Consider the following 20978-nt stretch of genomic DNA (forward strand, 5'->3'; position numbering starts at 1 on the left):
TGGGGGCATCTTGAATCTTTCGACTTTCCTACACCGCGACGCGAACGCACCGACCACGATATCGGAGATCCGACGCATCCATGAAGAGATCGCGGCCACCGACTTCCTTGGGCTGTACGCCTATGCGACCCAGTCTGGCGCCGCCTTGTTCGATTTGACGTTTGCCGGAAATTTCTGGGCAGATACACCTTCGCGATGGCTCTTTGGCATTGACTATGGTCGCACTCAGCCGCAAGCCCTTCGATTGTTGTGTTCGCGACCGAACGTGGACGTCAGGATTCACGATGGGATGTATGTTTTAGACCAAAGCGGTTTTGTCCCCCGGCGCGATTTTCACGCCAAGATGGCCATGCTGCTGAACCAAGAGGCCGAGCGGTCTGGTGCAGTTGTTGGTTCCGGAAACTTTTCGTCGAATGGCCTTCGCAAGAGCGTCGAAGCCGGTGCCTCCGTTATCACGCATGGCATCAACGAGTTCGACGTAGTGCTCCGTCCCACCCTCGTAGCAGCCGAACTTCTATGGGAACAGGCCACACCTGTTGCCGATATCTTGGATGTTTACGAGGAGCGATGGAGTACCTCCTTTTTTCGGCGAGTCGTTGAGAACCAGCCCAACGTCGAAGTCGACCATGCTGCGACACCTGTCTTCTGGATCGAAGCAGGGTATGTCACTAAGAATCGCGGGCCTCACCGCCCAGGTAACCAGATCGACTTTCCTCGGGGAATGTCCAGATATTTTGGGTTTAACCCTCCGGCCGACCTGCCGGCCAACTCCGTCATCGGGCAGGTTGTCTTTGAAACTCCGACTGGCGAACCCGTAGCGAATAACCTCCGTCTAGGGAACAACATGATGGAGAAGATCTCGCTGCCTATCCCGGAAACGCATGGTTTCGACATCTACGATGGCAAGGTCCTTTTGTTCCAACGAGCCGAAGGCCGATTCGTCATGAGGGCATTAGAGGCGGACGATTTCGAAACATCTTTCGGTGACCGTCTGGCGGAGGTTCGTGTCATGAACAGCGGCAGGCGTTATGGCCATATCACATGACAGCAAAGCCGGCACAACGCAGCACCGAAGCGAGACCTTCCTCATGAACAACATCAAACCTCGGAGCGTCCCCTCCGTATCTGTTTCGTATGCGCGTAACGGTGCATCAACCAAGGCTAATGCGCTCGGTATGCGTCCGATGCAGGAGCGGGCCTATGACAAGCGGGGCGAGCAGTACCTGCTCATCAAGTCGCCGCCCGCTTCGGGTAAGAGTCGCGCCCTGATGTTCGTGGCGCTCGACAAATTGCAGAACCAGGGCTTGAGGCAAGCCATCATCGTCGTGCCCGAGAAGTCCATCGGGGCCAGCTTCAACGATGAGCCGCTGTCAAAGTACGGCTTCTGGGCTGATTGGCACGTCGAGCCAAAGTGGAACTTGTGCAATGCGCCAGGCAACGACAACGGCGGTAAGGTCAAGTCCCTCGGCGCGTTCCTAGAAGGCGACGACAAGGTGTTGGTCTGCACGCACGCCACTTTCCGATTCGCGGTCGATGCCTATGGCATCGAGGCGTTCGACGACCGTCTGATCGCCGTCGATGAGTTTCATCACGTTTCGGCCAACCCCGACAACAAGCTGGGCACGCACCTGGGCCAGTTCATCGCGCGAGACAAGACGCACATCGTCGCCATGACCGGCTCCTACTTCCGGGGCGACGCGGAGGCCGTCCTCGCTCCGCACGACGAGTCGAAATTCGATACCGTTACCTACACCTACTACGAACAGCTCAACGGCTACGAGTACCTCAAGCAACTCGACATCGGCTACTTCTTCTACAGTGGGCCTTATGTCGATGACATTCTCAATGTCCTCGACCCTGCTGAAAAGACCATCGTCCACATCCCCAACGTCAATTCGCGCGAAAGCACGAAGGACAAGATGCGCGAGGTAGAGCACATCATCGAGGCGCTGGGTGAGTGGCGGGGCATCGACCCCGCCACCGGCTTCCAACTCGTCAAGCGCCCCGATGGCAGTGTGTTGCGCATCGCTGATCTGGTCGATGACGATGCCTCGAAGCGCGACCGGGTATCCGCCGCGTTGAAAGACCCGGCGCAGAAGAACAACCGCGACCATGTGGACATCATCATTGCGCTGGGCATGGCAAAGGAAGGCTTCGACTGGATTTGGTGCGAACACGCGCTGACCGTGGGATACCGCGCCAGTCTGACCGAGATCGTGCAGATCATTGGTCGCGCCACCCGCGACGCACCAGGCAAGACCCGCGCAAGGTTCACCAACCTGATCGCCGAGCCGGATGCGACCGAGGAAGCGGTCACCGAGGCCATCAACGATACGCTGAAGGCCATCGCGGCAAGCCTGCTGATGGAGCAGGTTCTTGCGCCGCGCTTCGAGTTCAAGCCCAAGAACCCCGACAGCGGCCCGACGCCGGGCTTTACCTATGGCGAGGGCGGCTATGACCCAGACCGTTGCAACATCGGTGTCAATGAGCAGACAGGGGCCTACCAGATCGAGATCAAGGGCCTCGCCGAACCCAAGAGCAAAGAGGCAGCGCGCATCTGCCAGGAAGACTTGAACGAGGTGATCGCGGCTTTCGTGCAGGACAAGCACACCATCGAGCGTGGCTTGTTCGACGAAGAGCTGGTTCCCGAGGAACTCACGCAGGTTCGCATGGGCAAGATCATCAAGGACAAATATCCCGAGCTTGACGCTGAAGATCAGGAGGCTGTACGCCAGCACGCCATCGCCGCCCTCAACCTCACGCAGCAGGCCAAGCGGCTTGTCACCGAAGGCGAGAGCGACGGATCGCCCAACACCGCCCTGATCGACGGGGTGCGCCGCTTCGCGATGGACGTGCGCGAGCTGGACATTGACCTCATCGACCGCATCAACCCCTTTGGCGAAGCCTACGCCATCCTCGCGAAGACCATGAGCGAGGACAGCTTGAAGCAGGTCGCGGCGGCCATCTCGGCCAAGCGCACCTCGATCACGCCTGAGGATGCCAAAGTGATCGCCAAGCGCGCGGTTGAGTTCAAACGCGAGAGTGGGAGGGCTCCATCGGTTACCTCGCAGGACGCCTGGGAAAAGCACCTTGCCGAAGGCGCGGCCGCCTTCATGCGTTTCAGGGCGGAGGGACGCTATGAGTAACTCCGATCTTGACGACCTGGCGGCAGAGCTGGCCGAGTTCGCTCCGCCTGAGAAGAGAAATGGCCGCCCAGCCAGCGAGGAGCGTGTCATTGCTGGCTTCGAGGAAGTCCAACGCTTCACAGAGCAGCACGGGCGTGCGCCGCAGCATGGCGAAGACCGTGACATATTCGAGCGCCTATATGCCGTTCGACTCGACCGTCTACGCGCGCTCCCAGATTGCCGCGCCTTGCTTGAGCCGCTAGACCATCAGGGCTTGCTTGCTGGGGCACCGACCGTTGCCGCTTCGGCGGACGAAACTATCGACATCGACGACCTGGCTGCCGAACTGGCGGATGTTCCCGGCGCGGACGACATCACGGTCTTGCGCCATGTCCGTACCAGCGCCGAAAAGCGCGCCGCCGAGGAGATCGCGGATCGCAAGCCCTGCGAGGACTTCGAGACCTTCCGGCCCTTGTTCGAGCGCGTGCAAGCGGAAGTCAAAACCGGTATGCGCCAGTCCCAGCCCATCGAAGCGGGCCGCCGTGCGATTGAAGTCGGGGACTTTTTCGTTCTCGACGGCCTTACTCTCTACGTCGCCGAGGTCGGCGAGCCGTTGAAAACCACCGCTGGGGAAGTGGACCGCCGCCTGCGCCTCATCTTCTCCAACGGCACCGAAAGCAATCTGCTGCTGCGCTCGCTCCAGCGAGCGTTCTACAACGACCCCGCCGCGCGGCGGCTGGCCTCGCCCGAGAGCGGGCAACTCTCTTTCGGCGGTGAGCTTGAGGCCGATGATGTCGAAAGCGGCACGATCTACGTCCTGCGCTCCCTGTCCGATCATCCCTATGTTGCGCAGCACCGCGACATCATTCACAAGATGGGCGTGACCGGGGGCAGGGTGGAGACGCGCATTGCCAACGCCGAACACGACTCCACCTACCTGCTGGCGAAGGTCGAAGTGGTAGCGACCTACAAGCTCGCGGGCATCAACCGCACACGGATGGAGAGCCTGTTCCACAGGCTGTTCGCGCCCGCGCGGTTGAACATCACCATCAACGACCGCTTCGGTCACCCCGTGCAGCCCGAGGAATGGTTTCTCGTTCCGCTGTTCGTGATCGACGAGGCCGTCGCGCGCATCAAGGATGGCAGCATCACCGGCTACATCTACGATCCCAGCGCCGCGAAGCTAGTGAAGGCATAGGACAGCCCAAATGCATGAATAGCCCTGGCCGCCTGCCAGGATGAACGCCAGGAGGAAGCAGCATGACGAAGCGGTATCAGGAAGACCAGGCCGAGCCGTTTTTCATCACCGAGGACGTGGCGGCCGAGTTGACCTCCGCTGGCTACGAGTTCGTGCCGCCGGGCCATGCGCGAACGGCGAGCATCCGCGATCTGTTCGGCTGGCAGGCCGGCGAGACGCTATCCGAGGCCGTGAGCAGGCGCCTGGAGAAGGCTGGTGCAGGTAGCGGGTGCGAACTGAGAGGCGAAGGTGTATGACGACGGAAGCAGAGGCGCTCGCCAACATCCTTGCGTGGTCTGCTGATAGTCCCGGCTGGCAGCGCGACGCACTGCGCCGGCTTGCAGCGCAAGCGGCCCTGGAGCCGGCCGAGATCGACGAGCTGGCTTCCATCTGCAAGGGTGACAACCCGGCGGTCCCGCTGGAAGCGGGGCATCTTCGCGGCCCTAATCGCGATCAGGGGGAAGTCTATCTGCGGCAGGTGCATGGAGTCCGGCATGTCAACGCCCTGGCTCCCGACCAACGGCTGACGCTCCACCGTGTCGGTTTGACGATCATCTATGGCGACAACGGATCGGGAAAATCCGGCTACGCGCGGATTCTCAAGAAGGTATGTCGCGCCCGTATGCCTGGCCGAGCCGAGGAAATCGCGCCCGACATCTATGACGCTGCGCCAGGCACGCCGAGCGCCACGATCGAATACGCGATCAGCGGCCAGAACCGCACTTGCGCTTGGCAGCTTGGACAGGCCGCCGACACCGCGCTTTCAGGCATCAGCGTGTTCGATTCCCGCACCGCGAACGTCCATGTTGACGATACGAATGACGTGGCTTACACGCCGTTTCCGCTCAAACTTCTGGGTGCGCTGGCGCAGCTCTGTAAGTCGGTCAAGGACAAGCTGGCGGCCGAGATTGCGCAGATAAAGGCGCAAACGCCCGAGGCGATCAGGGCGCCGGCATGCAGCAGGGACACAGCGGTTGGCAAGCTCATGGCCCGGCTCACCACCAACACTGCGCCGGCGACAGTCGAAGCGTTGGCAACGCTCACGCAAGCAGAGCAAGACCGATTGGCGCAGCTCACGTCGGACCTGGCAGGTGATCCGGCTCGCGCGGCGCGCCAGCTTGCGGCGATGAAGGCCAAGGTTGACGGGCACATTGCGCGCCTGGATCGGCTATTTGCTTCAATCAGCGACGATACCGCCAATAACCTGCGCCGCCTTGCCGTTGATAGCGATGCCACGCGCCGGGCGGCAGAAGCTGCTTCCAGTGCGCTTTTCCGCGACGAACCGTTGCCGCAGATTGGGTCGGAGGTTTGGCAGGCGCTATGGGCCAGTGCCCGAGCATTTTCTGACGCGGAAGCCTATCCCGAACGGCGATTCCCCGTCACAGACCCCGGCAGCGTATGCGTGCTTTGCCAGCAGGAATTGACGCCCGTCGCCGCTGATCGGCTCAATCGCTTCGAGGCTTTTGTGCGCGACGACAGCCAACAACGTGCCGAGGCTGCGCGCCTCGCATACGACAGGGCGCTGGCAATGTTCAAGGGTGAGGCTGTTTCGTTGGCCGAGCTGGCGAACATTGTGGCAACCGTCCGCGACGAACTGCGCCAGGATGCCTTGGCCATGGAGATCAGGGGCGCGACCCTGCGCGCCCTGTGGCGTCATCGCCAGATCAGGCGACGCCACGCAAATCCAAGCACCGCTATTGACGTACCCGTTACGGAATATTCGCGTCAGGCGCTGGTCGATCAAGCAGCGGGCATTGAGACTCGGGTGAACGCCCTTGCCGCGGAGGCTGGCTCTCCAGCTCGCGCCGCCTTGCTTGGAGAAAAGGCCGAGCTTGTAGATCGGCAATGGCTTGGTGGCATCAAAGCCGATGTTCTCGCCGAAATCGAACGCCAGAAGAAAATCGCACGGCTTGAGGCGGCACAGCGGGACACTGCTACCAACCGCGTCACCACTAAGAGCACCGAGATCGCTCAGGCTTTGGTGACGGACGCGCTACGCGCGCAATTTGCTCGCGAGGTGGCGAGCTTCGAGATTGCTGGCCTCGCTGTGGAGCTTCGCCAGCAAAACAGCGTTCAGGGCATCCCTCGCTTCAAGGTCGCACTTACACGGAAGCCCACGGCTGCGGTGGGACAGGTCTTGAGCGAAGGGGAGCATCGCTGCGTTGCCTTGGCCGCGTTCATGGCCGAACTCGCCACCACCGAAAACAAGTCCGGCATCGTCTTTGACGATCCCGTTTCCTCGCTTGACCACATGCACCGGGAGGCCGTAGCCAAGCGGCTGGTGGCTGAGGCCGCGCACCGCCAGGTCATCGTCTTCACGCATGATCTTGCGTTCCTGTTCGAGCTGAATCGCGCGGCGGATGATGCTCAGCCCAAGCCGCCGGTGGCGATTAGCTCCATCAGCCGGGGGGCTGACAAGGCAGGCTTCTGCCGCAGCGAGCCGCCATTCAAAGCGCGTCGGGTCAGTGACATCACCACAAGTCTGAGCAATCAGCTTGCGGGTGAACGCTACCATTTCGAGCAGGGCAATCTCGACGAGTGGCGCAAGTCCGTCAAATCCATCGCCGCGACGTTGCGCGATACGTGGGAGATCGCGGTTGAAGAAGCTGTCGGGCACGTCATCCGGCGACTGTCCAACGAAGTGAAGACGCCTGGCTTGGTCAAGCTGACCGCGATCACGGTTCCCGACTGCGAGGCCATGCGGGACGGATTTGGTCGCTGTTCCGAGCTGCTGCACAGCGCCGCCGCTGCGTTGAACCGTCCTCTGCCGAGGCCAGAAGCACTGACGGCCGAGATCGATGCCTTGGCGGCCTGGGCGGACAGCCTTCGGCAGCGTCAGAGTGCTGCGAGGTTGCCCTGAATCCTTGGCGTCATCCAGGTGCTGTGGAGCTGAGCGTGGTATTGTTCATGGCACTTATAGAGATGCCTTTTGTAATGCGTTGATTTATATGGTTGTTTTTTGACTATTTATGATAGAGTGGGTGATCTGAATCAGGGGCAGCTTCGGCTGCCCCTGGCGTTTCCACCACTCGCTTACGTAGGAGTCAGCTTGCTGGCGATCATCCGGGGACAGAATGCTCCAGATCGCCAGCAAGCTGGCTCCTACGCCAAGAGCAGGTGCGGCGTTCTGTCGGCTCGCTTGTTCCGGCCTTAAGTGAGAAAATCTCTCATCTTTGCCGGTGTTCGCTGGATTCCCGCGTGCGCGGGAATGACGTCGCCCCGTCATCCCCGCGAACGCGGGGACCCAATGAAATGTGGGAATCCAATGGAAACCGGCAGCTCACTTATCAGCGATGGAACACAGCAATGGCATTCACCCGCAGACAAGTGCTCGCCGGCCTGGCCGGTCTCGGTGTGGTCGGCCTCGGCGCCGGCGGTGCCCGCTACTGGCTGGGACGGCCGCTGCATGCCACCACCCACGACTACGAGCTGATCGCCGCGCCTCTCGATCTCGAACTGGTGCCGGGCCACATGACCCCGGCCTGGGCCTACGGCGGACAGGCGCCGGGTGTCGAGCTGCGTTCGCGGCAGGGCGACTGGCTGCGGGTGCGCTTCATCAACAAGCTGGACGAGCCGACGACCATCCACTGGCACGGCATCCGCCTGCCGCTGGAGATGGACGGCGTCCCCTACGTGTCGCAACTGCCGGTGCTGCCCGGCGAGTATTTCGACTACGTGTTCAAGACCGAGGATGCCGGCAGCTTCTGGTATCACCCGCACGTTTCCAGTGCCCACCAGTTGGGGCGTGGCCTGGTCGGTCCGCTGGTGGTCGAGGAGCGCGAGCCGAGTGGTTTTCGCCACGAGCGTTCGTTGAGCCTGAAGACCTGGCACGTCGATCAGCAGGGGGCGTTCACCCCGTTCCTGGTGCCGCGCGAAGCGGCGCGCGAGGGCACGCGGGGGCGGTTGACGACGATCAACGCCAGGCCCAATCCCACCCTGGCGCTGCCCGCTGGCCAGGTGGTGCGCCTGCGCCTGTTCAACCTCGACAATACGGTGACCTACCGCCTCAACATGCCCGGCGCCGACGTGCGTATCTATGCCCTCGATGGCCATCCCATCGAGCCACGACCGCTGGGCAAGGAGTACTGGCTGGGGCCGGGGATGCGCATCGACCTGGCCATCAAGGTGCCGGAAGAAGGGCGGGAGCTGCCCTTGCGCAACGGCCCGCTACGCCTGGCGACCCTGAAAAGCGTGGCTTCCAGCGAGGCGCCCGACGACTGGCCGCCGGCGCTGCCCGCCAATCCGGTGGCCGAGCCGGACCTGTCCATCGCCGAGACCCTGAGCTTCCGCTTCGAGTGGGCCGCCACCCTGGTGGACAACATCGCCCAGGGTGGCAGCTACAAGTACTGGCAGATCAACGGCCAGGCCTGGGACATCAACGACAAGACCTGCACCGACCGGCCCATCGCGACCTTGAAGCTCGGTGGGCACTACATCTTCGAACTGCGCAACATGGCCCAGTACCAGCACCCGATCCACCTGCACGGCATGGCCTTCAAGGTGCTGGGCTCGGACCGCAAGGACATCGTCCCGTACTTCACCGACACCTACCTGCTGGGCAAGAACGAGACCGCGCGCATCGCGCTGGTGGCCGATAATCCCGGTGTGTGGATGTTCCATTGTCATGTGATCGATCATATGGAAACGGGGCTGATGGCGGCCATCGCGGTGGTCTAGGTCGCGGCGTTCGCAGGGTGGATGTCGCTTTTCGCATCCACCGGCTTGTTTGGTGGAAAACGCTTCGCGGTTTTCTACCCTACGGCAGGTGCCAGACGATATTCATGGGTAGGTAATGAGCAGAATTCAGGTCATCGACCGTTCGCGAGACGAGCATTTCATGCGCGAAGCGCTGGCGTTGGCGCGCGAAGGGGCGGAGCTGGGCGAGGTCCCGGTGGGCGCGGTGCTGGTGCAGGATGGCCAGGTGGTCGGCCGGGGCTTCAATTGCCCGATTTCCCGCCGCGACCCCAGTGCCCACGCCGAGATGGTGGCCATCCGCGCCGCTGCTGCGGCGCTGGACAACTATCGCCTGCCGGGCAGCACCCTGTACGTGACCCTGGAGCCGTGCAGCATGTGCGCCGGGCTGATCGTCCATTCGCGTATCCAGCGCGTGGTCTACGGCGCCACCGAGCCCAAGGCCGGGGTGGCGGTCAGTCGCGGGCAGTTCTTCGAACAGGCGTTCCTCAATCACCGGGTGCTGGTCGAGGGCGGGGTGCTGGCGGAGGAGTGCGGGGCGATCCTGAGTGCTTTCTTCAAGGCCCGCCGGGGATAGCTGGCCGTAGGGTGGGTTTCAGCCCACCGATGAGCCATCCCTGCGATCACAGGTCGTGATCAAAGCGGCGGCGCATCCTCTTCGGCCGGCTTGCGCTTGTCGATGCCGGGGACGTGCAGGCCGCTCTCGGCGATCTCGCCGCCTTCCAGTTGCGGCTGGGTCACCCAGGTGAGGATGTCGTAGTAGCGGCGCACGTTGCGCACGAAGTGCACGGTCTCGCCGCCGCGCGCATAGCCGTAGCGGGTCTTGCTGTACCACTGCTTCTGCGACAGGCGCGGGAGCATCTTGCTCACGTCCAGCCACTTGTTCGGGTTCAGCCCTTCGGCCTCGGCCAGCTTGCGGGCGTCGCCGAGGTGGGCGATGCCGATGTTGTAGGCGGCCAGGGCGAACCAGGTGCGGTCCGGTTCCTCGATGTCGTCGGTCAGCCCCTGCTTGACCAGGGCGAAGTACTTGCCGCCGCCGAAGATGCTCTGCTTCGGGTCCAGGCGGTTGGCGACGCCCATCGCCTGGGCGGTGTTCTGAGTCAGCATCATCAGGCCGCGCACGCCGGTCTTCGAGGTGGCTTCCGGTTGCCAGAGGGATTCCTGGTAGCCCACCGCGGCGAGCAGGCGCCAATCGATCTGGGTGTCCTGGGCGGCCTGGCGGAAGTGCTTCTCGTAGCGCGGCAGGCGCTGCTGCAGGTGCTTGGCGAAGGTGTAGGCGCCCACGTAGCCGAGCACGTCGACATGGCCGTAGTAGCGTTCCTTGAGGCGCTGCAGGGTGCCGTTCTTCTGGGCGCGGGCGAGGAAGTCGTTGATCGCGTCGAGCAGGCTGTTGTCCTCGCCGCTGGTCACCGCCCAGCTCAGGCTGCTGGAGTCGCCGAAATCGAAGGCCACCCGCACGTTGGGGAAGTACACCTGGTTCATCGCCAGCTCGTTGGAGTCCACCAGGGTCAGGTCGATCTGCCCCTCGTCGACCATGCGCAGCAGGTCGACCACCTCCACGGCGTCGGATTCCTCGAACTTCAGCTCGGGCAGCCGGACCTGCATCTCACGCAGTTGCTCGGCGTGGCTGCTGCCCTTGAGCACCAGGATGCGCTGGCCGACCATGCCTTCCGGGCGGGTGGGGCGGCGCTGGCCGCTGCGATAGATGACCTGCGGGGTGACTTCCAGGTAGGGGGTGGAAAAGCGTGCCTGCTGCTGGCGCTGCTGGCTGGCCACCAGGCCGGCAGCAGCGAGTTCCGGGCCGTCCGGCTGGTTGAGGCGGGAAAACAGGTCGTCGAGGTTGTCGGCGGTCTCGATCCGCAGTTCGACGCCCAGGTCGTCGGCGAAACGCTTGGCCAGTTCGTATTCGAAGCCGGTTTCGCCGTTGCGGTCCTGGAAATAGGTGGCCGGGCTGTTACGGGTGACCACGCGTAGTACGCCCTCCTTCTGTACCCGTTCGAGGCTGCTGGGTTCGTCCACGCAGCCGGAGAACAGCAGAAGGATTCCGAGAGACAACAGCCAGCGCACGTAGCGCTTGCGGAACACAGTCTGGGCGAGCATCGCCGCAGTATACGCAATGCATTGGGGTCTCCATATCTCGACAGGGACGTCCTTCTCTGATAGCGCTGGTCCGCCAGCGCCCGCCACGGGTGCCTTGGCAGGCGCTTTGAGCTAGAATGCACGGCCTTCGAACTCCCCCTTCTCCGAGGCTGTCCCGACGATGTTGATCCTGCGCGGCGCTCCCGCCCTTTCTGCCTTCCGCCACGGCAAACTGCTCGAGCAATTGACCCAGAAGGTCGGCTCCGTCAGTGGCGTGTATGCCGAATTCGCCCACTTCGCCGAGGTCACGGGTGTCCTCACGGAAGACGAGCAGGGCGTGCTGGCGCGCCTGCTCAAGTACGGCCCGAGCGTGCCGGTGCAGGAGCCCAGCGGCCGGCTGTTCCTGGTGGTGCCGCGCTTCGGGACCATCTCGCCCTGGTCGAGCAAGGCCACCGACATCGCCCACAACTGCGGCCTGGCGAAGATCGAGCGCCTGGAGCGGGGGATCGCCTACTACGTCAGCGGTGAGTTCGACGACGTGGCCGCCGCGCTGATCGCCCAGGCCCTGCACGATCGCATGACCCAACTGGTGCTGGACAGCCTGGAGCAGGCCGAAGGCCTGTTCAGCCATGCCCAGCCCAAGCCGCTGACCATCGTCGACGTGCTCGGCGGTGGCCGCGCCGCGCTGGAGCGCGCCAACCTCGACCTCGGCCTGGCGCTGGCCGAGGACGAGATCGACTACCTGGTGAAGAGCTTCGGCGACCTGGGGCGCAATCCCCACGACGTCGAGCTGATGATGTTCGCCCAGGCCAACTCCGAGCACTGCCGGCACAAGATCTTCAACGCCAGTTGGGACATCGACGGTCAGGCCCAGGAGAAATCCCTGTTCGGCATGATCAAGAACACCTACGAGATGCATCGCGAGGGCGTGCTGTCCGCCTACAAGGACAACGCCGCCGTGATGAGCGGTTTCGTCGCCGGCCGCTTCTATCCCGATCCCGAAACCCGCCGGTACGGCGCGGTCGAGGAGCCGGTGCACATCCTGATGAAGGTCGAGACCCACAACCACCCGACCGCCATCGCCCCGTTCCCCGGCGCCTCCACCGGTTCCGGCGGCGAGATCCGCGACGAGGGCGCCACCGGCCGTGGCGCCAAGCCAAAGGCCGGGTTGACCGGCTTCACCGTCTCCAACCTGAACATCCCCGGCTTCGAACAGCCCTGGGAGAAGCCCTACGGCAAGCCCGAGCGCATCGTCAGCGCGCTGGACATCATGGTCGAGGGCCCGCTGGGCGGCGCCGCGTTCAACAACGAATTCGGCCGTCCCAACCTGAACGGCTACTTCCGCACCTTCGAGCAGGCGGTGGGCAGCCCGCGCGGCCAGGAAGTGCGCGGCTACCACAAGCCGATCATGCTCGCCGGCGGCATGGGCAACATCCGCGCGGAGCATGTCCAGAAAGGTGAAATCTCGGTCGGCGCCAAGCTGGTCGTGCTCGGCGGCCCGGCCATGCTGATCGGCCTGGGTGGCGGTGCCGCCTCGTCGATGGCCACCGGCGCCAGCGCCGCCGACCTCGACTTCGCCTCGGTACAGCGCGAGAACCCGGAAATGGAGCGTCGTTGCCAGGAAGTGATCGACCGCTGCTGGCAACTGGGCGACAGGAACCCGATCAAGTTCATCCACGACGTCGGCGCCGGCGGTATCTCCAACGCCCTGCCCGAACTGATCAACGATGGCGGCCGTGGCGGTCGCTTCGAGCTGCGCGCGGTGCCCAACGACGAGCCAGGCATGAGCCCGCTGGAAATCTGGTGCAACGAGTCGCAGGAACGCTACGTGCTGTCCGTCGACGTTGCCGATTTCGACGCCTTCAAGGCCATCTGCGAACGCGAGCGCTGCCCCTTCGCGGTGGTCGGCGAGGCCACCGAGGAGCGCCACCTGACCGTCGCCGACAGCCACTTCGGCAACAAGCCGGTGGACATGCCGCTCGAAGTGCTGCTCGGCAAGCCGCCGCGCATGCATCGTTCGGTGACCCGCGAGGCCGAGCAGGGCGATGACTTCGCCGGCGCCGGGATCGACATCGCCGAGGCGGTATCCCGCGTGCTGCGCCATCCGGCGGTGGCCAGCAAGAGCTTCCTGATCACCATCGGCGACCGCACCATCACCGGCCTGGTGGCCCGCGACCAGATGGTCGGCCCCTGGCAGGTGCCAGTGGCCGACTGCGCGGTGACCGCCACCAGCTTCGACGTCTACACCGGCGAAGCCATGGCCATGGGCGAGCGTACCCCGCTGGCCCTGCTGGACGCCCCGGCATCCGGGCGCATGGCGGTCGGCGAGACCGTCACCAACCTGGCGGCCGCACGCATCGAGAAGATTTCCGACATCAAGCTGTCCGCCAACTGGATGGCCGCCGCCGGCCACCCGGGCGAGGACGCGCGCCTGTACGACACCGTCAAGGCGGTGGGCATGGAGCTGTGCCCGGCGCTCGGCATCACCATCCCGGTGGGCAAGGACTCCATGTCGATGAAGACCCGCTGGCAGGATGCCGAGGGCGAGAAGAGCGTTACCGCGCCGCTGTCGCTGGTGGTCTCCGGCTTCGCGCCGGTCACCGACATCCGCAAGAGCCTCACGCCGCAGTTGCGCCTGGACAAGGGCGAGACCGACCTGATCCTGATCGACCTCGGTCGCGGCCAGAACCGCCTGGGTGGCTCGATCCTCGCGCAGACCTACGGCCAGATCGGCCGCCAGGCGCCGGACGTCGACGACGCCGAGGACCTCAAGGCGTTCTTCGCGGTGATCCAGGGGTTGAATGCCGATGGTCACCTGCTGGCCTACCACGATCGTTCCGACGGCGGCCTGCTTGCCACCGTGCTGGAAATGGCCTTCGCCGGCCATTGCGGTCTCGACCTCAACCTCGACGGCCTGGCCGATTCGGCCGAAGAGGTCGCTTCCGTGCTGTTCAGCGAGGAGCTGGGCGCGGTGATCCAGGTGCACCAGGATGCCACCCCGGAAGTGCTGGCCCAGTTCAGCGGCGCTGGCCTGGGCGATTGCGTGTCGGTGATCGGTCAGCCGGTCAACGGTGCCGAGGTGGTGATCAGTTTCGAGGGGCTGCCGGTGTTCACCGGCGAGCGCCGCCTGCTGCAGCGCCAGTGGAGCGAGACCAGCTACCGCATCCAGCGCCTGCGCGACAATGCCGATTGCGCCGACCAGGAATTCGACACGCTGCTCGACGAAGACAATCCGGGCCTGAGCATCAAGCTCAGCTTCGACGTCAACCAGGATATCGCCGCGCCGTTCATCAAGAAGAACGTGCGTCCGCAGGTGGCGGTGCTGCGCGAGCAGGGCGTCAACGGCCAGGTGGAAATGGCCGCGGCGTTCGACCGCGCCGGTTTCGCCGCCATCGACGTGCACATGAGCGACATCCTCGCCGGCCGCGTCGATCTGGAGGAGTTCAAGGGCCTGGTGGCCTGTGGCGGCTTCTCCTACGGCGACGTGCTCGGCGCCGGCGAGGGCTGGGCCAAGTCGGTGCTGTTCAACAGCCGCGCCCGGGATGCCTTCCAGGCCTTCTTCGAGCGCCGCGACAGCTTCGCCCTCGGCGTGTGCAACGGTTGCCAGATGATGTCCAACCTGCACGAGCTGATCCCCGGCAGCGAGTTCTGGCCGCACTTCGTGCGCAACCGCTCGGAGCAGTTCGAGGCGCGCGTGGCGATGGTCCAGGTGCAGGAGTCGGCGTCGATCTTCCTGCAAGGCATGGCTGGTTCGCGCATGCCGATCGCCATCGCCCACGGCGAGGGACATGCCGAGTTCGAGAGCGAGGAAGCCCTGCTCGAGGCCGACCTGTCCGGTTGCGTGTCGCTGCGCTTCGTCGACAACTACGGCAAGGTCACCGAGAACTACCCGGCCAACCCCAACGGCTCGCCGCGCGGGATCACCGGCCTGACCACCCGCGACGGCCGCGTGACCATCATGATGCCCCACCCCGAGCGGGTGTTCCGCGCCGTGCAGAACTCCTGGCGCCCGGACGAGTGGCAAGAGGACGGCGGCTGGCTGCGGATGTTCCGCAACGCCCGCGTCTGGGTGGACTGAAAGCGGGCCGAAGGCCCATCTGATGACCCTCTCCCATTCATGGGAGAGGGTGCCCGAAGGGCGGGAGAGGGCAAGCGGGCCGGCGAAAGGGGCCAAACCATTCCCTGGGTGTAGGCTCGATCTGTAAGCAGTGCCCTCTGTAGGAGCGACCAACTGCAACATTTAATGCAGACATAGCCCTCTCATAAATGGGGCGATGCCCGAAGCGCCGATCCAGCCAAGCACGGCGTAGTTACCCCGTAGGAGCGGCCCATGGCCGCGATCCGCGGTTCCAGACAACCTTCGAAGGGCAACCCCCATGCCCGACCCATCTTCCTCGCCGATCCTCCCCGAAGTCCGCCTGGTTCATCCCGGCGAAATCCTGTGCCTGTGCGGCTGTGGCCGTTGCCCGCAGCGTCCCGACAGTTCCCCCGATTGCCCGCAGGCCCTGCGCCTGACCATCGCACGCGAGCAACGCCTGCTGCTGTGCCGCTGCGGGTATTCGGCGAGCCTGCCCTATTGCGATGGCAGCCACTCGCCGCCGGCTCCTGGCTGGCGAGCGAAATGGCGACGATTCTGGTTTGGAGCTTGATCTGGTTTATTCCTAAACGCTCTATGCAAGCGGAAACACCTGCCAGCTTTTCCAGTCCAACGCCTGCGTTGTGATGTGCTCGGTGGTAGATGTTGGCATATTGCCATTATCCTGTGCCCAGCCAGAACAGTCTGTCGCCCATCGTTACGGAGACCTTGATGTACAAGCTGTGCTTCTATGTGCCGGAGTCCCATCTGGATGCGGTTAAAAGCGCGATCTTCGAGGCCGGTGGCGGCCGGATCGGCAACTATGACAGTTGCTGTTGGCAGGTGCTGGGACAGGGGCAGTTCCGGCCGTTGCAAGGCAGCCAGCCGTTCCTCGGCCAGACCGGCCAGGTGGAGCGGGTGGCGGAATGGAAGGTCGAGTTGGTGGTGGCCGACGAACTGATCCACGCCGCGGTCAAGGCGCTACGCAAGGCCCACCCTTACGAGACCCCGGCCTTCGAGGTCTGGCGGTTGTCGGATCTGCTGTTTTAGGGAGCGGCAAGCTTCAAGCTTCATCAGCGATGGTCGCAGCGTGCTTTTTCTTGAAGCTTGTGGCTTGAAGCTTGCCGCTGCTTTTACGGCCGAATCTCGATCAACGTCCCGTCCTTGACCAGGTTCCAGACCTCTCGCATGTCGGTGTTCTTCATGGCGATGCAGCCTTCGGTCCAGTCCAGGCTGCTGAAATACCACTCCGGGTATTCGTCATCGATCGGTGTGCCGTGGATCATGATCATGCCGCCGGGCTGGACGCCGGCCTCGCGGGCCTGGTGCTGGTCGCGGATGTTGGGGTAGGAGATGTGCATGGACAGGTTGTACTTGTCGCTGGTCTTGCGCCAGTCGATCCAGTAGAAGCCCTCCGGCGTGCGCTTGTCGCCCTCGCGCTGCTTGTGGCCCACCGGCTGCTTGCCCAGCGAGACCCGGTAGCTCTTCAGCACGGTGCCTTTGCCCATCAGGTGCAGTTTGCGCTCGGACTTGACCACCAGGACCTTGTCGACGCGCTGACCGTCCAGAGTCGGCGTGGCGTTGGCATGGCTCCAGGCGGCAAAGGACAAACAGAGTACGGCTAGCAACCAGCGCATCGTTACAACTTCCCCGGATCTTCGATGGATCGCCTTGGCGATCAGGTGTTCTTGTGCTGTTTATAGTGCGTGCGCAGCGCTTCGAGTGGTTCGTTGCGCACGGGGTAGGTCTGCGCTACCCGGTCGGCGAAGTAGCATTCTAAGGTACGCCCGACGGTCGGAAAAGCCAGCTCCGACCAAGGAATCTCGTTCTCCCGGAACAGTCGAACCTCCAGGCTTTCCTCGCCGGCGGAGAAATCCAGGTCGACCAGCCGGGCGCGGAAGAACACGTAGACCTGGCTGATGTGCGGCAGGTCGAACAGGGTATAGAGGTCGAGGTCGCTGACCCGCGCCCGGGCTTCCTCCATGGTTTCGCGCGAGGCGGCCTCGATCATGGTCTCGCTGTTCTCCATGAAGCCGGCCGGCAGCGTCCAGTAGCCGCGGCGTGGCTCGATGGCGCGCTTGCAGAGCAGCACCTGGTCCTCCCACACCGCCAGGCAGCCGGCGACGATGCGTGGGTTCTGGTAGTGCACGGTGTTGCAGTGGGTGCAGACATGGCGCAGGCGGTTGTCGCCGGGCGGGATGTGCTGGCTCAGCGGCCCACCGCACAGGCTGCAGAATTTCATGCCGTTTCCTCTCGACTGGTTGGCCCATCTTGGCGCGCGGCCGGGCACCCCGCAAGCATCGGCAGGGCGTCCCGGCACCTCGGGGAATACTGCGACCAAGCGGCGCAGGGCTTGGGTGGCCCACTTTTTTCATGCCATGATGCCGGACAGAAGAAACGATAGAGAATGTTCATGCTCGATGAGCTGGTCCAACGTGTGCGCGGTCACCGGCCACGTACCCTGGAGAGCGACCAGGGATTTCCCGAAGCGGCCGTACTGGTGCCCATTACCCGCAGCGACGACCCGGAGCTGGTGCTGACCCTGCGCGCCAGCGGCCTGTCGACCCATGGCGGCGAGGTGGCCTTCCCCGGCGGGCGGCGCGATCCGGAGGATCGCGACCTGGTGCATACCGCCCTGCGCGAGGCACAGGAAGAGGTCGGCCTGCCGCCCGGCCTGGTGGAAGTGGTCGGCACCCTGAGTCCGCTGGTGTCGCGCTATGGCATCAAGGTGACGCCGATCGTCGGCCTCGTCCCGGATTTCGTCGAATACCAGCCCAACGACGGCGAGATCGCCGCGGTATTCTCGGTGCCGCTGGAGTTCTTCCGCCAGGACCCGCGCGAGGTCACCCACCGCATCGATTACCAGGGGCATAGCTGGTACGTGCCGAGCTACCGCTATGGCGAGTTCCGTATCTGGGGTCTGACCGCGATCATGGTGGTCGAGCTGGTCAACCTGCTGTTCGACGCCGACATCTCCCTGCATGAGCCGCCGCCCTCTTTCATAAAGCTGAGCTGATACCGATCGGCTGGCACGATAACGACGCCTGATGAGGACACCCCGATGAAATACCGCCTGGGCAACGCCCGTGTCGAAACCCATCCGGATAGCTGGATCGCCCCCGATGCTTCGGTGATCGGCAAGGTCAGGCTGGAAGCCGGTGCCAGCGTGTGGTTCGGCGCCGTGCTGCGCGGCGACAACGAACTGATCCTGATCGGCGAGAACAGCAACGTGCAGGACGGCACCGTCATGCACACCGACATGGGCTACCCGCTGACCCTCGGCAAGGGCGTCACCGTCGGGCACAACGTGATGATGCACGGCTGCACGGTCGACGATTACAGCCTGATCGGCATCAATGCGGTGATCCTCAACGGCGCGAAGATCGGCAAGTACTGCATCATCGGCGCCAACTCGCTGATCCCCGAAGGCAGGGAGATTCCCGACGGCTCCCTGGTGATGGGTTCGCCGGGCAAGGTGGTGCGAGAGCTCACCGACGCGCAGAAGAAGATGCTCGAAGCCAGTGCCGCCCACTACGTGCACAACGCCCAGCGCTACGCCCGCGACCTGCAGCCGGACGAAGATTGATGGAGCGGCGCGAGCGCCCGGTCGCCTCGCCCTGCGTGTCGATCTGCGCGCTGGACGAGGATGACATCTGTACCGGCTGCCAGCGCACGGTGGCGGAAATCACCCGCTGGGGCCGGATGGACAACGACGAGCGGCGCGAGGTATTGAAGCGCTGCCATGAGCGGGCCAGGGTCAAGGGCCTGCTTCACTGATCCGCACGGCGATCCATCGCCACGACTTTCGAGGAAATCCCCATGCCCCGTATCGGAACCCCCCTGTCGCCGAGCGCGACCCGCGTCCTGCTGTGTGGCTCAGGCGAGCTGGGCAAGGAGGTGGTGATCGAATTGCAGCGCCTCGGTGTCGAGGTGATCGCCGTCGACCGCTACGCCGATGCCCCGGCCATGCAGGTGGCACACCGCAGCCACGTGATCGACATGCTCGACGGCGCCGCCCTGCGCGCGGTGATCGAGCGGGAGCGGCCGCATTACATCGTTCCGGAGATCGAGGCGATCGCCACCGACGCCCTGGTCGAGCTGGAGGCCGAAGGCTTCACCGTGATCCCCACCGCCCGCGCCGCGCAACTGACCATGAACCGCGAGGGCATCCGCCGCCTGGCCGCCGAAGAGCTGGAACTGCCGACCTCGCCCTATCACTTCGCCGACTCCTTCGAAGACTACAGCCGCGCGGTCGAGGATCTCGGCTTCCCCTGCGTGGTCAAGCCGATCATGAGCTCCTCCGGCAAGGGGCAGAGCCTGCTGCGTGGCCCGGATGACGTGCGGAAGGCCTGGGATTACGCCCAGGAAGGCGGCCGTGCCGGTCGCGGGCGGGTGATCGTCGAGGGCTTCATCGATTTCGACTACGAGATCACCCTGCTCACCGTGCGCCACGTCGGCGGCACCACCTTCTGCGCGCCGATCGGTCATCGCCAGGAGAAGGGCGACTACCAGGAGTCCTGGCAGCCCCAGGCGATGAGCCCGAAGGCGCTGGCCGAGTCCGAGCGCATCGCGAAGGCGGTCACCGAGGCGCTTGGCGGCCGTGGCCTGTTCGGCGTCGAGCTGTTCGTCAAGGGCGACCAGGTGTGGTTCAGCGAAGTTTCGCCGCGTCCGCACGATACCGGGCTGGTCACCCTGATTTCCCAGGATCTCTCGGAGTTCGCCCTGCACGCGCGGGCGATCCTCGGCCTGCCGATCCCGGCGATCCGCCAGTTCGGCCCTTCGGCCTCGGCGGTGATCCTGGTCGAAGGCCACTCGCAGCAAACCGCATTCGCCAACCTCGGCGCCGCGCTGAGCGAGCCGGATACCGCGCTGCGCCTGTTCGGCAAGCCGGAGGTCGCCGGCCAGCGGCGCATGGGCGTGGCCCTGGCCCGTGACGAGTCGGTCGATCTGGCGCGGGCGAAAGCCACCCGCTCGGCGCAGGCGGTCGGCGTCGAGCTGTGAACGCCTGGCGCGGCCTGGCCTGGTGGGCGGTTGCGCTACCGTTGATGCCTGTGCTGCTGCCGCTGGCGCTGCGCACCAGATGCACGGCACTGAGACTGGAGCCGGCGGCCGGCGATGCGCATGGCCTGGCCGCGGCCGAACTGCCCGGTCAGCCGCTCGACCTGTTGCTGCTGGGCGAATCGACCGTCGCCGGCGTCGGCGCATCCTGCCTGGACCAGGCCCTGGCCGGGCAACTGGCCGCCGCGCTTGCCCGGCGCCTGGGGCGTCCGGTGCTCTGGCGGGCGCTGGGCGAGAACGGCATCACTGCCGGGGAGGCCTGCCAGCGTCTGCTGCCGTTGGCGCAGGAGCGTTTCGACCTGGCGGTTCTGGTGTTCGGCGTCAACGACACCACGCATTTCACTTCGGTTGCCGACTGGCGTGCGGCCTTGCGGCGGCTGATCGGGCATTTCCAGGGGCAGGGCACCCAGGTGGTGTGCACGGCGGTGCCGCCCTTGCAGCATTTCCATGCCTTGCCCTGGCTGCTGCGCCGCCTGCTCGGCTGGCGCGCCGCGCTGATGGATGAGCATCTGCGCAACCAGGCGCTGGAGTCGGCGGTGACCTACTGTGGCGTGGCCATCAGCATGCAGCGGGATCTCCTGGCCATCGATGGCTACCACCCCTCGGCGCTTGGTTATCGGGTCTGGGGCGAAAGCCTGGCCGAGGTGCTGGGGAGTCGGGTGGGGGACCCAATAAACACTGCACAAGGCCCAGCGCCCTAGGCGTAGGAGCG

The 20978-nt window shown here is 64.4% G+C and carries 18 protein-coding genes; 15 read left to right on the plus strand and 3 right to left on the minus strand.

The genetic code is table 11. The annotated features are described in order from the left end of the window. The first annotated feature begins 10 nt into the window (after window positions 1–10). From PSEWESI4_RS11870 to tadA, 7 genes are all read left to right on the plus strand, one after another. The gene (locus PSEWESI4_RS11870) at window positions 11–1045 is read left to right on the plus strand and encodes a phospholipase D family protein (protein WP_147308957.1); all 1035 of its coding nucleotides are present in this window, start codon (window positions 11–13) and stop codon (window positions 1043–1045) included. Between the two features lie 43 nt (window positions 1046–1088). Next, window positions 1089–3146, plus strand: a complete 2058-nt coding sequence (locus tag PSEWESI4_RS11875; protein ID WP_187671404.1) for a DEAD/DEAH box helicase — start codon at window positions 1089–1091, stop codon at window positions 3144–3146. Beyond that, the gene (locus tag PSEWESI4_RS11880; RefSeq protein WP_187671405.1) at window positions 3139–4323 is read left to right on the plus strand and encodes a GIY-YIG nuclease family protein; all 1185 of its coding nucleotides are present in this window, start codon (window positions 3139–3141) and stop codon (window positions 4321–4323) included. Before PSEWESI4_RS11875 ends, PSEWESI4_RS11880 begins: the two co-directional genes overlap by 8 nt. Window positions 4324–4385: 62 nt before the next feature. Further along, window positions 4386–4619, plus strand: a complete 234-nt coding sequence (locus PSEWESI4_RS11885; RefSeq protein ID WP_187671406.1) for a transcriptional regulator — start codon at window positions 4386–4388, stop codon at window positions 4617–4619. Beyond that, complete coding sequence (locus PSEWESI4_RS11890) at window positions 4616–7222, plus strand: AAA family ATPase (protein WP_187671407.1); 2607 nt, start codon at window positions 4616–4618, stop codon at window positions 7220–7222. Before PSEWESI4_RS11885 ends, PSEWESI4_RS11890 begins: the two co-directional genes overlap by 4 nt. 446 nt (window positions 7223–7668) lie before the next feature. Continuing rightward, window positions 7669–9039: a multicopper oxidase family protein gene (locus tag PSEWESI4_RS11895; RefSeq protein ID WP_187671408.1), complete on the plus strand. Its 1371-nt coding sequence runs from the start codon at window positions 7669–7671 to the stop codon at window positions 9037–9039. 115 nt (window positions 9040–9154) lie between these two features. Continuing rightward, the gene (tadA, locus tag PSEWESI4_RS11900; protein WP_187671409.1) at window positions 9155–9631 is read left to right on the plus strand and encodes a tRNA adenosine(34) deaminase TadA; all 477 of its coding nucleotides are present in this window, start codon (window positions 9155–9157) and stop codon (window positions 9629–9631) included. Between the two features lie 59 nt (window positions 9632–9690). On the opposite strand, the gene mltF is transcribed toward tadA, so the two are convergent. Further along, entirely contained in the window at window positions 9691–11154 is a 1464-nt protein-coding gene (gene mltF, locus PSEWESI4_RS11905) for a membrane-bound lytic murein transglycosylase MltF (protein WP_187671410.1), read from the minus strand. 160 nt (window positions 11155–11314) lie between these two features. Here mltF and purL point away from each other — a divergent pair, with 160 nt between their 5' ends. The 3 genes from purL to PSEWESI4_RS11920 all read left to right on the plus strand — a co-directional run bounded on the left by purL (window position 11315) and on the right by PSEWESI4_RS11920 (window position 16258). Further along, window positions 11315–15211 carry a phosphoribosylformylglycinamidine synthase gene (purL, locus tag PSEWESI4_RS11910; RefSeq protein WP_187671411.1) on the plus strand — a complete coding sequence of 1299 codons (3897 nt, stop codon included), beginning with the start codon at window positions 11315–11317 and terminating at the stop codon, window positions 15209–15211. Between the two features lie 298 nt (window positions 15212–15509). Next, window positions 15510–15782, plus strand: coding sequence for a CDGSH iron-sulfur domain-containing protein (locus tag PSEWESI4_RS11915; protein ID WP_187671412.1), 273 nt, complete (start codon window positions 15510–15512; stop codon window positions 15780–15782). A gap of 158 nt (window positions 15783–15940) precedes the next feature. After that, complete coding sequence (locus PSEWESI4_RS11920; protein ID WP_187671413.1) at window positions 15941–16258, plus strand: Nif3-like dinuclear metal center hexameric protein; 318 nt, start codon at window positions 15941–15943, stop codon at window positions 16256–16258. 83 nt (window positions 16259–16341) lie between these two features. Here PSEWESI4_RS11920 and PSEWESI4_RS11925 read toward each other — a convergent pair whose 3' ends face one another. Next, window positions 16342–16845 carry a L,D-transpeptidase family protein gene (locus tag PSEWESI4_RS11925; RefSeq protein WP_187671414.1) on the minus strand — a complete coding sequence of 168 codons (504 nt, stop codon included), beginning with the start codon at window positions 16843–16845 and terminating at the stop codon, window positions 16342–16344. A gap of 41 nt (window positions 16846–16886) precedes the next feature. Beyond that, window positions 16887–17450 (minus strand): NUDIX hydrolase, encoded by a 564-nt coding sequence (locus PSEWESI4_RS11930; RefSeq protein ID WP_187671415.1) that lies wholly within the window; start codon window positions 17448–17450, stop codon window positions 16887–16889. A 171-nt stretch (window positions 17451–17621) separates the two neighbouring features. Here PSEWESI4_RS11930 and PSEWESI4_RS11935 point away from each other — a divergent pair, with 171 nt between their 5' ends. From PSEWESI4_RS11935 to PSEWESI4_RS11955, 5 genes are read left to right on the plus strand one after another with little or no spacing between them, the layout of a single operon-like run. Further along, window positions 17622–18224 carry a CoA pyrophosphatase gene (locus tag PSEWESI4_RS11935; RefSeq protein WP_187671455.1) on the plus strand — a complete coding sequence of 201 codons (603 nt, stop codon included), beginning with the start codon at window positions 17622–17624 and terminating at the stop codon, window positions 18222–18224. A 45-nt stretch (window positions 18225–18269) separates the two neighbouring features. Next, complete coding sequence (locus tag PSEWESI4_RS11940) at window positions 18270–18794, plus strand: gamma carbonic anhydrase family protein (RefSeq protein ID WP_187671416.1); 525 nt, start codon at window positions 18270–18272, stop codon at window positions 18792–18794. Further along, complete coding sequence (locus PSEWESI4_RS11945; protein ID WP_187671417.1) at window positions 18794–18985, plus strand: DUF1289 domain-containing protein; 192 nt, start codon at window positions 18794–18796, stop codon at window positions 18983–18985. The genes PSEWESI4_RS11940 and PSEWESI4_RS11945 overlap by 1 nt, the downstream gene beginning before the upstream one ends. Before the next feature lie 42 nt (window positions 18986–19027). Then, complete coding sequence (gene purT, locus PSEWESI4_RS11950) at window positions 19028–20209, plus strand: formate-dependent phosphoribosylglycinamide formyltransferase (RefSeq protein ID WP_187671418.1); 1182 nt, start codon at window positions 19028–19030, stop codon at window positions 20207–20209. After that, window positions 20206–20967, plus strand: coding sequence for an SGNH/GDSL hydrolase family protein (locus tag PSEWESI4_RS11955; protein WP_408004302.1), 762 nt, complete (start codon window positions 20206–20208; stop codon window positions 20965–20967). The genes purT and PSEWESI4_RS11955 overlap by 4 nt, the downstream gene beginning before the upstream one ends. Window positions 20968–20978: the final 11 nt, after the last annotated feature.

The sequence above is a fragment of the Zestomonas carbonaria genome, assembly GCF_904061905.1.
Classification (GTDB): domain Bacteria; phylum Pseudomonadota; class Gammaproteobacteria; order Pseudomonadales; family Pseudomonadaceae; genus Aquipseudomonas; species Aquipseudomonas carbonaria.